Below are 12495 nucleotides of genomic sequence, written 5' to 3'. Positions count from 1 at the left end.
CGTGAACTGTCCCGAAGCTTCGGGGTTAACTTTTTGTTTTTTAACTTTTCATTTTTAAAAGTCTAATTAAATATTTGGCGGTTTTTGTAAATAAGCACAAACCTTTCGATTTTATACTTTTTAGCTATGTCTTATACCACAGTACTTTGTTGTATACCGTTGCTATTTTATTAGTCTATTCCAATTTGTGTGTATCTATTATCAATCAACTCTTTGTAAGAGGTTTTTATTTCAGTAGAAAGGAATGAAATCATTTCAGATGCCAGTATAAGGCCAACGCCAAGTTAGAAGCTAGTGATATCGTAGAACTTTAAAGCTCACTTATCCCAAAATCAAAAGAAAATGTTTAGCTTTTTTTTATCATTGTGCTACTAGCCTGCGCGGTTGGCATCACCACCAAATCGGCGATGTTGACGTGATAAGGACGAGTCACGGTAAAGCAAATGATATCTGCAATATCCTCGGGTTGCAAGGCTTTAAATCGCTTATAAACCTGGTCGGCACGCTCATCGTCTCCTTTGAATCTGACTTTGCTAAACTCGGTTTCTACCAAGCCTGGATTGATGGCACCTACTCGAATACCATGTTCGCATAAGTCCATGCGCATCCCTTGGTTGATGGCGTCCACAGCATGTTTGCTTGCGCAATACACATTGCCTTTGGGATAGACTTCCTTACCGGCGGTTGAGCCAATATTGATAATGTGACCGTTTTTGTTTTTGATCATAGTTTGGATGATAGGCTGAGACACATAAAGCAAACCTTTGACGTTGATATCTAGCATGGCATCCCAGTCTGCAGTATCTCCATCTTGGATAAAGTCTAAACCATGTGCATTACCTGCATTATTGATAAGGATGCTGATATCTTGAAAGTCTTGAGGTAAGCTTTCTATCGCTTGCTGAACGGCAGTCTGGTCCCTGACATCAAAAGAAAGGGTCATCACCTCGGTATGCGCGGATAATTCTTCCTGTAGGGCTTTGAGGCGATCTTGGCGTCTGCCACAAAGAATGAGTTTAATTTTTTCTTTAGAAAATCTGTGGGCAGTGGCTAGGCCAATACCGCTTGTGGCTCCTGTTATAAAGGCTATGGGTGTCATATATTTTTTGGGTTAAAGATAAGAATTCTTTGTAAAGATTTTGGGTGAACCTCGAACAACAGAATGTAATTGCTTTTACATTTGTTATATAAATGGATCTGTATGCTTGTGGCTTTACTTTGGATTATTTTGGGCTTTGCCCTCCTCATTTTTGGGGCAGATGCTTTGGTGAAAGGGGCTTCGGCTTTAGCTAAACGCCTTAAAATGTCCGATCTGGCTATTGGTTTGACCATTGTGGCTTTTGGAACATCAGCCCCTGAGTTGGTGGTGAGTTCGGCGGCTTCTTTGAATCAACAATCCGACTTGATTTTGGGCAATGTGATAGGGAGTAACAACTTCAACTTGTTTATTACTTTGGGTTTGGTAGCTCTCCTTAAGCCTATTACCGTTCAAAAAAGAATGGTCTGGATCGAGATCCCTATTTCTCTAGGGGTAGTTGCTATTCTTTTTGCTCTCTCCAATGCACTATTGGGAGCTGAGGTAGCCTCGGTCTCCAGAGTAGATGCTCTACTGTTGTTGGTCTTATTTGCTGGCTTTATGTTTTATATTTATAAAGGCTTAGCAAAAGAGTCTTCTGAAGATACTCCACCTGAAAATATCTATTCCACTACCAAAATGATAAGCTTTATGATACTCGGCCTCGGCGGTCTGGTTTTGGGCGGGCATTTGGTAGTCACAAGCGCTACCGACATAGCAATGAGTTTTGGAGTGAGTGATAAAGTAATAGGGCTCACTATTGTGGCTGTGGGGACTTCTTTGCCAGAGCTTGTCACTTCAGTTGTTGCAGCCCTTAAAAACAATGCCGATATCGCCATTGGCAATGTCATAGGTTCTAATATTTTTAATGTGCTGCTTATAGTTCCTATTTCCGCCTTGATTCATCCTATAGCCTATAATTCCTCTTTCAACTTAGATATAATGATGTTGCTTGGCGGTAGCATTTTCTTGTTTATAGCGATGTTTACAGGAAAAGCTAAACGTCTGGATAGGTGGGAAGCTTTGGTGCTTATCTTTAGTTTTGTAGGGTATACTCTGTATGTGCTTTTTTTATAAGGTGTATCACTTAAAGTCTAGATTTATTCTATGAAAGGTATTCTACTTCAATTTATTATCTTGGTCAGAAAAACGGCCTATGAAGTTTATTTGGATATCTATTCTGTCTATAACCATATGGAGTTGCCAAGATTCTCCAAAACAAAAGGGTGGAAGCAAATCTCCTTTTGAGAATAAAAATTTTATTGAATTTAGTATCACTGAGGCTGAAAAGCTAGTGGAACTCCCTTTGGAGTGCATCACTCAAGAGTTTCCAAATAAGTTAGGTCAAGTTTTGGGTTCTGAAGATGATTTAGCAAGGCCTAAAGAATTACGCCCTGCCTTTTATGGCTGTTTCGATTGGCATTCTGCGGTGCATAGTCAGTGGTCGCTTGTAAAATTGCTAAAACAGTTCCCAGAGCTTAATCAAGGAGACTCCATCCGATTTGCCCTTTCTGAACGCCTCACTCAGGAAAACATAGAAAAAGAAATAGAATTCTTTGAAACTGAACATAATAAAAATTTTGAAAGAACTTACGGTTGGGCGTGGTTGTTTACTCTTGCTAAGGAACTGAAGACCTGGGAAGATCCTCAAGCTAAGGTCTGGTTAAACACTATAATGCCATTGGTAGACGTGTTGGAAACTAAAATGATTGAGTTTTTGCCTAAGCTTGTTTATCCTATACGAGTAGGGGAGCATCCCAATACTGCTTTTGCCTTGTCACTCACTTTAGATTATGCAGAGGCTTTTGAAAAGGCTGAGCTTAGATCACTCATTATAAAGCGTTCTAAAGATTTTTACCTAAAGGATAGAGGCTGTCCCTTAACTTGGGAACCTAGTGGTTATGATTTTTTGTCGCCTTGTCTTGAGGAAGTTTCTTTGATGAGCAAGATTCTACCAGAACAGGAATTTGAGTCTTGGGCCAGAGCTTTTATGCCAAGTTTGTTTTCAAAATACTTTAGTCTTGAGGTCGCTGAGGTGAGCGATAGGAGTGATGGAAAGTTGGTGCATCTGGAGGGTTTAAACTTTAGTCGGGCTTGGAATTTATACGAATTGGCCAATCGGTATGAAGCGTTGTATCATCTTAAAACTACAGGTGATCAACATTTTGTAAAGGCCTATCCTCATCTTTTTGGAGATACTTACGAGGGGTCACATTGGTTAGGGACTTTTGCTTTATATGCTCTAGACAAACGCCCAGAATGATTAAACGTCTTTCAAAATACTTTGGTCCTGGCACTTTTGTGGCTGCTGCCTTTATAGGTCCCGGGACTATTACCATCTGTTCTATTGCAGGGGTGACGTTTGGGATGGACCTGATTTGGGCATTAGCATTATCTATACTTGCCACAATCGTTTTACAAAATATGTCTGCTCGGGTAGGATTGGTAACTCAAAAAGATCTGGGAACCGCTATGCGACATGTGGTAAAGCACCCTTTACTAAAAGGAATTCTAATGCTTTTGGTGGTTCTTGCTATTGTTTTTGGAAACGCTGCTTATGAAGCGGGAAACATAAGTGGAGCTGTGATGGGCTTCTCAGTTATTTATGCAGATACCCAAATCCATTTTGGTAATTTTCAAGTGGATTATTTGCCAGTTGTCATTGGAATTATTTGCTTTTTTATTCTGAATTTGAATTCTTATAAAAAAATTGAAAGTATTTTAATAGTCCTGGTCGTGTTGATGAGTCTATCTTTTTTGGCAACTGCGGTCATAACCCAACCAGATTATACAGCTTTACTAAAAGGATTGGTTTTATTTAAAATGCCTTCAGAATCCTTAACCACTCTTTTGGCGATAGTCGGAACTACCATTGTTCCGTATAATTTGTTTTTACACTCGTCTATTGTTCAGGAAAAATGGAAGGGTCTAAAAGGATTAAAGTCAGTCCGATGGGATACGGCCATAGCGATAGGTCTTGGAGGTTTAGTTTCCATAGCGGTGGTCGTTGCCGCTTCTAGGTTACCTAAGAAGGAGTTGCTTTCTATTTTGGATATGGCAGAAACACTCGAGCCCTTGTATGGGATTTATGCTAAGTACCTATTGGGCTTTGGTATGTTTGCGGCAGGAATCACTTCAACATTAACGGCCGCTTTGGCAGCAGCCTATGTTTTAAGAGGATGTTTGGGTTGGAATGTGAGCACCTCCCATCCTAAATTTAAATGGACGTGGAGAGGTATCCTTTTTCTCGGCGTTTTCTTTTCGTCTTTGGGGATCAATCCAATTCAACTCATCCAAATAGCTCAAGTGAGTAATGCGATTTTACTGCCCTTTATCGCCGTTTTACTTTTGGTGATAGTCTCCAACCAAAAGTTGATGGGAGAACATAAAAACACTTGGATTCAAAACTTAGTAGGCCTTCTGATTATCTTGTTTTGCCTGTTTTTGAGTTTAAAGAGTTTTTTTATGATGTTTAATGGATAGAGGTTTTATAAACTTTAGATTTTATCAGTAGCAAAGTTTTTATCTAAAGTAAATTAGATATCCCCACTATAGACTTAATGATTTTAAATCTGGCTTCAAATCAGCAAACTCGTTGGGAATTAATGGATTATTTAGGGATATTATTTTTCTGTGTTTTAAGTTCAAATCCTCAATTAAAAGCTTGTAATAAGAATCAAAAATACCACTTAAGACTCTGTTGTTTTCTATATTTTCTAAACCTTTCTCAATACGCACTGCTAATCTGGGTTGTTTGGGATTGACATAAAACACCAAGGGGAACGGATAAAAAAACATCAGGCTATTTTCTATGCTTAAGTCAGCGTGTTGGGAAGCTCTGTTTTTAAAAATGCTTTCCACTTCATTTGCACCAAAGGTAGTATAGTCAAATTCTCCAGATACTAGCCTATTAAAAACGTCATCAAAACTCCCTTTTTCACTTACTTTAAATTCATTAGTTCTAAAAATATCGGCATCGCTCCATGTTTCAGGAATACCTAGCGTTAATTGTTTTATGTCTTTTGAATTGGCCTCTTTAAACTTAAAGGTATCCTTGTCATTAATTATAAGAATGCGATACCCCAATAAATTTCTAGTAAGAGGTTTAGAAATCATAAGGATATCTTCAGGCTTAAACTTTTGGTTACCGGCAATAGTGACTAGGAGATCATGATTTTTTTCGCTAAAAGCAAGCGATTCCTCTTTTCCGGGATAGTCAGCTCGACTTTCTAAAATCTCCCAAGGCCCAAATTCTAAAGTTGTAGCCTTAAGGACAGCTTCTAGAACTTCCCTTTCATAATCTTGTCTAATCTCTGATCGGTTGCCATTCCAGAAATCAACAGTTAAGATATCTAATTTAGAGTAAGTGTGTTTTATCAGAACTAGAGAGTTTTAGAGTGAATAGTTAGTGAAATACGTACAAGAAAGATTGATTTTAGCGTGTTTTAATTTTTCACAAAGTAAGCCTAATATTTTACCTTAAAAAATGACGGAATTTTTTAAACTAAATTTTTCTTTCAATTTATTTTATTTTTATTCCAACTATAATTCAACATCAAAATGGAAAAAAGGTATCACTCTAGAATTTATAAATTGACAATTAGATTTAAGTTAAAAATTTATTGCTTTATATTTAAACAATTTAATCTTATGAATCCACACCTCAAACCTCTAAGTCTATTAACAACTTTACTGATCTTAATAACTTACCATACTTATGCTCAGGGCGATAGGGAAGCTTATGGGCTTAATTTTGCATCAAGATCTGAAGTTATAGGACAAAATGGGATGGTAGCGACAAGTCATCCTTTAGCCACTCAAATTGGATTGGATATTTTAAAGCAAGGTGGCAACGCTATAGATGCGGCGATAGCTGCAAATGCAGCTACGGGCCTAATGGAACCAACAGGAAATGGCATTGGAGGTGATTTATTCGCCATTGTCTGGCATGAGAAAACTCAAAAGCTTTATGCAATAAACGCCAGTGGGCGTTCACCTTTAGGCTTGTCTTATGATGATCTACTAAAAGAATTAGATGAAATCGGCAAGGAAAGTATTCCTCCTTATCATCTGCTTTCTATCTCCGTGCCAGGCGCCGTAGATGGCTGGTTTGAGTTGCATAAAAAATTTGGCTCTTTACCGATGGAAGAGATTCTCAAATCTCCAATTCACTATGCTGAAAATGGATTTCCTGTAACAGAAGCTATTTCTGCTGGATGGAGGCGTAGTGTCCCCTTTTTAAAAACTCAGCCAGGAGCTTTTGAAAGTACATTCACTATTGATGGTCGTGGCCCTCAAAAAGGTGAAATCTTTAAGAATCCTGATCTTGGAAACACGCTAAGAGTGTTGGCGAAGAAGGGAAGAGATGCCTTTTATAATGGCGAGATCGCTAAAAAGATAGACAAATGGATGGTAAAAAATAAGGGTTATCTACGCTATACAGATTTTGATAAGCACCGTTCTGAATGGGTGGAACCCGTTACTACTAATTACAGAGGCTATGACGTTTATCAAGTTGGGGGGAACGTCCAAGGAACAGCCGTTTTACAAATGTTGAATATTTTGGAAGGCTATGATTTGAAGTCCATGGGGTATGGTACAGCAGAAACCCTACATGCTTTTATAGAAACCAAAAAGCTGGTTTACGAAGACAGAGCCAAGCATTTCGCAGATCCTGATTTCCAAGAGGTGCCTTATGATGTTTTGCTCTCGAAAGAGTATGCCGCTAAACGTAGAAAGCTTATTGGTGAAACCGCAATGAAAGATGTTAGTACTGGTGTTGAGGTTATTGAAAATGGAGATACAGTGTATTTAACGACTGCAGATAGTGAAGGCAATATGGTGTCTTTGATACAAAGTAATTTCAGAGGGATGGGTACTGGTTTTGTAGTGCCTGGACTTGGATTTAGCTTTCAAAACCGGGGTGAATTGTTTTCTACCGATGCCAAGCACCCTAATGTATATGCCCCTGGAAAGCGTCCTTTTCACACGATTATACCAGGGTTTGTGATGAAGGACGGCAAGCCACTTTTCAGTTATGGAAACATGGGAGGGGCTTACCAACCTATAGGACATGTGAGTATTTTAACCAATATCATTGATTTTGGAATGAATGTACAAGAGGCTGGTGATGCTGCACGATGGGATCATTCAGGATCATCGGAACCTACAGGGAAACTCACGGACAAATTGAGCACCACTGGTCAAGTGAACTTAGAGTCTGGAATTCCATACGAAGTTGTGCGTCAACTTAGAGCAAAAGGACATAAAGTCGAAGTGGGGAACAGTTTCTTTGGAAGGTACCAAGGCATTATGCACGATTTTAAAAATGGAGTGTATTTAGGGGCTTCAGAATCTAGAGTGGATGGTCAAGCTGCTGGTTACTAGACTTATAAAAACTGTGCTTATAAGTTTTAAAACTAATTTAATCGGGATTAATCTTCCAGTTATAGTCTTTAATCAAACCTTGAATGGTGTCTTGATGGGGTGTGATATAATAATCAGGCTTAGATGTGATTAGCATACAACTCTTTAGACCAGATAAAAAGGCAGGGAGACTAATGCAAACAAATTTTACGATAAAGAAAAATCAGGATGAAGATTTAATATAGTTTACCAGTTTCGCGATCTTTAACACCTTCAGATCTATTTCATTCTGACTTTGAGATTACTTTCACCCTTTAAAGAAAACCTATATAAGAGAAGTATTTTAAATATTTAGCCAATATGAAAGCTTTAAGTTTATAGACCTAAACTTGGGTTCACTAGTGTTCACTCTGTAACTGTCATTATAAACAATAAAAAGGTCAGACAAGGGCGCAAAGCGCCACTGTAGTCTAGAGTTGATCCCTAGATTATCTCGTTGATTACTATATTGAAATACAGTTGACCAAAATATAGATTTGCTAAAAGTAATGCCCACTCTTGGGCTTATCAACCAAAGATCTGCACTAGGGAAGGGGTCTGGTAATATTATTTTATCGTAGTTGATATTAACACTCAGCCTTACTTTTGGTTGTAATCTTAATAAAGCTTGTCCACCAAAGGAATATTGCCGACCATTGAAGAATTCACCAATACCAACGGTACTACTAAATGAAAATATTTCAGCCCTATTGCTGGCATAATTAAACTCGGCTGAATTGAAAGTATAACCTTGGTTTGCGGGAAGTTCCATAGCGCCTTCCGTTCCAGTAGGATCAAAAGGCTGAGTAAGAAATATAAAATTATTAGAATAATTCACACCAAATTCTGTGAAATCTTTCATAGTAACTCTATAATTGAGGCCAAATTCATGATCAGTTTTTTTATAATCAAGACTAGGTCTCCAAATTAGAGTAGGCGCAAATTCTAATCTATGATTGTTAACAGCTCCCTTATCAGGCCAAAATAAGCGTCTAATAGAGGTTGTAGATTGAATGATATCATTCCTTCTTATAAACCCTAAATCGGACCGGAAACCCTCACCGACATGAGTTAGATTAGAAGACACGTTCCAATACTTTGTATTTTTTTCTAATGAAGCACCAGCTGAATAGTTGTTATTGGTATCTTTAGGCTGAAAAGATTTATGCGCATAAAATCTTCCATTCCATACATTATCTTCACTGGCCAAATTATAGTCTATCCCAACGACCCTATTGTAGGTGTCTTTATCATCAATAAAATCTTCTGATCCTGTAGTTTGTCTATTTATAAAAAAGAATCCAATATTTGACCTGCTGAATACCTTCTGCTGTAAGGCCAACATAGTATTGTTATTGGAGGCGATTTCTTGTTCTATGTCCTTGTTAGTTTGAATATTTAAAAATCCTAGACGAAGATTTTTGTTGAGTTTCCCGCTAAGTCGAACGCCTCCTAAAATATCATTTTGAACAGAATTACCAAGACTATCTGTTGCGATACCTATTCTACGAGAGAAAAAAGGATTAGCGTCAACACTATTGCCAAATGCTCCAAACAAATCATTATTATCAATAAAGAATTGCCTGCGTTCTGGGAGATTGATTTCAAAACGAGTAAGGTTGGTAAAGATAGCATCAACCTCAACATTTGAGAAATCAGGATTCAAAGTAATGTCAAGATTCATCCCGTTGCCAATGGCTATTTTGGCATCTGCCCCAACTTTAACAGAGGCATTGGAGGTGTCTGTAGTATAATCTTTTTCCGCAATACCGTTGATGTATGGAATAATAGCTAAGGGTGTTCTTGATCTACCCAAGGGCTTTTCAAAAAACATATCACCCATAAAAGCCAAATTGATAACACTTTGATTTTGAGGAACTACAAACCAATTACTGCGTTCATTCGACTGCATATCAAACCTATAGCTTTGGAAACGCCACTTGGATTCTCCTTCAGCAAACTTAAAGGAAGTCAGCGGAATAGCCATTTCAGCAGTGTAATAACCATCATATATCTTGCTTTCCCCTTTCCATTTTATATCCCAAGATGTTGTAAATCCATTTAGGCTTTGTCCACCACCTGAAATAAAAACTTCTCTACGAACCCCCAAGGGGTTTATGCCAAATAGGAATGCATTGTTACCATCATTAAAAGTATCAAACATAATATTAATATTGTCGCTGCCACTTGCTCGGAAATCACGTTCCAAAGACGGAATCACATAATCACTCCCCGAAGTATAAGCTTTTATACCTATATAAAGTATTTCATCATCTACGAGTATCCTAATATCTGTCTGGTATTTTGCGAGTTTATCATCTGATGGAAAATACTGTTGAAAATCTCCCACACTCTCAGCAGAATCCCAAGCTGATTCGTTTAAAACACCGTCAATTATAAAGGCTTCTGAGGTGTGTTTTACAGTAAATTTTTTTTGTAAATTTTGAGCTGTTGTTGATATAAAAGAGAAAAAAAAGACAACAATAGCGGCGGTTTTGATCATTTTGTACGGATTCTTATGCACTAATTTAAGACTTTACTTTTTTTAAAAATTAAATTTTTGACTCAGTAGATGAATTTTAACACTTATACTCAAGGTCGCCGTTTCTTTAGGGCATGAGTTTTTTAGAATAGAATCTAGTTGCTGTTTTTTCAGGGGTTTGGTAGTTTAATGTTCGGGTTACTTCAGCCTTCTACTGTTGCGTTTGTGAGTCTCTTACTTATTTTATATGGAGTCCATTATATCAAAAAAACCTTTTCCAAGTTTGTGGAACAGGACAGCGTGTGGCCTTCATTTAGCAGTCGCATGACCGAAAGGTATCCTGTGTATAATCACCCAGATGAGGTTGCAGCGGTTGTGTTTCAGCTTTCGCTGCATCTCTTTGGCGGAGGAGCACTTCTTGTTTGTTACTGACGGCCTTGAACTTAACCCAGAAGTTCTGCTTGTCGAGGGACTGTTTGTAATAGTCTAGAATTGCTATATTCTTAGGTGTTAGGAGTTCACCTGCAACACTTTAGGAGCTCAATCAGATGATTATAAAAAATTATTGAGTTGTAAATACTATAAACTCGATAATTTTTGAGCTATTTAAAATAGTGGAAAGGAAAAAGAAAAATCAAAATATATTCTATTCTTTGAGGATTCATTATAAAAGTTCATTTTAAGTTTGTTCTATTTAATAATCACTGAAGTTTGATCAAGCCCTGTGTTGCCAGTTTTGGCGTCATAGGCATATATACTGATGTGATAGACACCTTCTTCTAAGATTGTAGTTGCGGTAAAAGTGCTCTGTTTATCTGCAAATTTAAGTTCAACTTCTGTTCTGTTCCCAGTATCGCTTTTGATCAATGCTTTTACCTCATAGTCATTGGCATCCCAGATTCCGTCTGGGGAAGTGGGGCAGCCGCACATCATAACCACATTGGCTTTAAGCCTTAGCTCACTGCCAGGGTAAACGCTTTCATGTGTCTGCGGACTCAGAATATCGACCACAAAACCTGGAATATCAAGAACGAGACCTTCGCCTTCTATATTCTTACCCGGAATGAGCCATAGTTGGGTAGAACTGAGCACTGCAGCCTGTTTCTTTAGCACTGGTGCATACGCCTCAACGGTCACAAAAACGGGTTCTTTTAGGTCTAAATTTGCAGTAAAGCCAGCTGTCTTATCATCTGCCATTGTCTCGCCACGTTTATGTGGAGTTTTCATGATTTTTTCGGTATCACCAGTGCTTCCTGATGTGATTCCTTCGGCTAAAATTTCACCAGTACGGGCGTTCTTTATAATAATTTGTGCACCACCAATAGAAGTGCCTATAAATTTGGCATCTTTCGCTTTAGCGCGAACGGTTACCGAAGTAGTCTGAGCATAAACAGAAGAAAATGACATTAAAACGGTAATTATTAAGCTTAAAAGAGTGATTTTTTTGATCATTATTTATTATATTAATTAATTGAAAAAAAGGAGAAAGAGCATGGTAGAATTCCTTAAATATTCATCAAATCCATGAGTATTATTTATTATTTCTGTGTCGTCATAAGCCCCTAACGAGCAACTGCCATCGTGGCCAGTAGGAAGTATTATAGAAATAAGCACAATCAAGTAACATAGAATGAAAATGGAGGTCCTTCCATCTGAAAATCCGCATACTTATATAGGTTACTAAATTTCTCATTCTCAGCACCGCGATGTCAAACATGACATTCAGAATTATTAATTTCAGAAATCGCCCATTGAGGTTAATTATTGCCTACAATGAACTGTTTTTGGTTCATTTTATTACTTTGATGAACCAAAAATAGATGTTGCGGTAAGAATAAACTTGCAAATGGTTTAAATATTTAGGCCAATACTTGAAAAAAGAAAATTAAAGTCCATTTATTTTAAATTTTATAAAGAAGAAGAGTGGGGTCTTTCTGCTAGGGGTTCGCAGGAAATTTTAGAGATAGCAAGCAATGAAAGATGTTAGCACTGGTGATGAGGTCATTGAAAATGAAGATACAGTATAGTTGATCATTGCTGATAGTGAAGGCAATATGCTGTCTTTAATACAAAGTAATTTTAGAGGAATGGGAACTGGTTTTGTAGTGCTTGGACTTGGAATTAGCTTTCGAAATCGAGGTGAATTGTTTTCTATCGACTCCAAGCTTCCTAATGCATATGCCTCTGGAAAGCATCCTTTTCATACCATTATACTAGGATTTGTTATGAAAAACAGCAAGCCATTTTCAGCTATGGAGACTTGGGAGGGGCTTATCTACCCATAAGACATGTCAGTATATTAACCAATATCATCGATTTTGGAATGAATGTACAAGAGGCTGAAGATGATGCACGATGGGATCATTCAGGATCATCGGAACCTACAGTGAAACTCACGGACAAATTGAGTACCACAGGTCAAGTGAACTTATGCCAAATTAAACCCACAATGCCGCAATAAATCGTTTCTTTTTCGCCTGCTTTTTAACAAAAATAATTACCATAACTAAGGCTATGCTAATTATTTTTTAGG

The 12495-nt window shown here is 37.7% G+C and carries 10 protein-coding genes; 6 read left to right on the top strand and 4 right to left on the bottom strand.

The window, feature by feature from the left end:
• Window positions 1-346 precede the first annotated feature (346 nt).
• Window positions 347-1099, bottom strand: coding sequence for an SDR family NAD(P)-dependent oxidoreductase (locus CXF67_RS15640; RefSeq protein WP_102089585.1), 753 nt, complete (start codon window positions 1097-1099; stop codon window positions 347-349).
• Between the two features lie 102 nt (window positions 1100-1201).
• Between CXF67_RS15640 and CXF67_RS15635 the strand changes: the two genes are divergently transcribed.
• The 3 genes from CXF67_RS15635 (at window position 1202) to CXF67_RS15625 (ending at window position 4558) form a co-directional block, all read left to right on the top strand.
• Complete coding sequence (locus CXF67_RS15635) at window positions 1202-2152, top strand: calcium/sodium antiporter (RefSeq protein ID WP_102089584.1); 951 nt, start codon at window positions 1202-1204, stop codon at window positions 2150-2152.
• A gap of 79 nt (window positions 2153-2231) precedes the next feature.
• Window positions 2232-3338 carry a DUF2891 domain-containing protein gene (locus tag CXF67_RS15630; protein ID WP_102089583.1) on the top strand — a complete coding sequence of 369 codons (1107 nt, stop codon included), beginning with the start codon at window positions 2232-2234 and terminating at the stop codon, window positions 3336-3338.
• A complete protein-coding gene (locus tag CXF67_RS15625; RefSeq protein ID WP_102089582.1) occupies window positions 3335-4558 on the top strand; it encodes an Nramp family divalent metal transporter in 1224 nt (407 codons plus the stop codon). The genes CXF67_RS15630 and CXF67_RS15625 overlap by 4 nt, the downstream gene beginning before the upstream one ends.
• Window positions 4559-4624: 66 nt before the next feature.
• Here the strand turns inward: CXF67_RS15625 and CXF67_RS15620 are convergent, their stop codons facing one another.
• Entirely contained in the window at window positions 4625-5191 is a 567-nt protein-coding gene (locus tag CXF67_RS15620) for a type 2 periplasmic-binding domain-containing protein (RefSeq protein WP_102089581.1), read from the bottom strand.
• A gap of 534 nt (window positions 5192-5725) precedes the next feature.
• Here CXF67_RS15620 and ggt point away from each other — a divergent pair.
• Window positions 5726-7462: a gamma-glutamyltransferase gene (gene ggt / locus CXF67_RS15615; RefSeq protein ID WP_102089587.1), complete on the top strand. Its 1737-nt coding sequence runs from the start codon at window positions 5726-5728 to the stop codon at window positions 7460-7462.
• A gap of 322 nt (window positions 7463-7784) precedes the next feature.
• Here ggt and CXF67_RS15610 read toward each other — a convergent pair whose 3' ends face one another.
• Both CXF67_RS15610 and CXF67_RS15600 read right to left on the bottom strand, forming a co-directional pair.
• A complete protein-coding gene (locus CXF67_RS15610; RefSeq protein WP_102089580.1) occupies window positions 7785-9983 on the bottom strand; it encodes a DUF5916 domain-containing protein in 2199 nt (732 codons plus the stop codon).
• Between the two features lie 669 nt (window positions 9984-10652).
• Window positions 10653-11414 carry a hypothetical protein gene (locus CXF67_RS15600; protein ID WP_219621044.1) on the bottom strand — a complete coding sequence of 254 codons (762 nt, stop codon included), beginning with the start codon at window positions 11412-11414 and terminating at the stop codon, window positions 10653-10655.
• Window positions 11415-11989: 575 nt separating this feature from the next.
• On the opposite strand from CXF67_RS15600, the gene CXF67_RS18980 reads away from it, so the two are divergent.
• Together CXF67_RS18980 and CXF67_RS18975 are read left to right on the top strand one after the other, a co-directional pair.
• Window positions 11990-12247, top strand: a complete 258-nt coding sequence (locus tag CXF67_RS18980) for a gamma-glutamyltransferase (RefSeq protein WP_257984725.1) — start codon at window positions 11990-11992, stop codon at window positions 12245-12247.
• Window positions 12223-12423 carry a hypothetical protein gene (locus CXF67_RS18975; RefSeq protein ID WP_257984726.1) on the top strand — a complete coding sequence of 67 codons (201 nt, stop codon included), beginning with the start codon at window positions 12223-12225 and terminating at the stop codon, window positions 12421-12423. The genes CXF67_RS18980 and CXF67_RS18975 overlap by 25 nt, the downstream gene beginning before the upstream one ends.
• The last annotated feature ends 72 nt before the right edge of the window (window positions 12424-12495 follow it).

The sequence above is a fragment of the Psychroflexus sp. MES1-P1E genome, assembly GCF_002836055.1.
Taxonomy (GTDB): domain Bacteria; phylum Bacteroidota; class Bacteroidia; order Flavobacteriales; family Flavobacteriaceae; genus Psychroflexus.
This window is presented reverse-complemented; position numbering and strand designations above follow the sequence as displayed.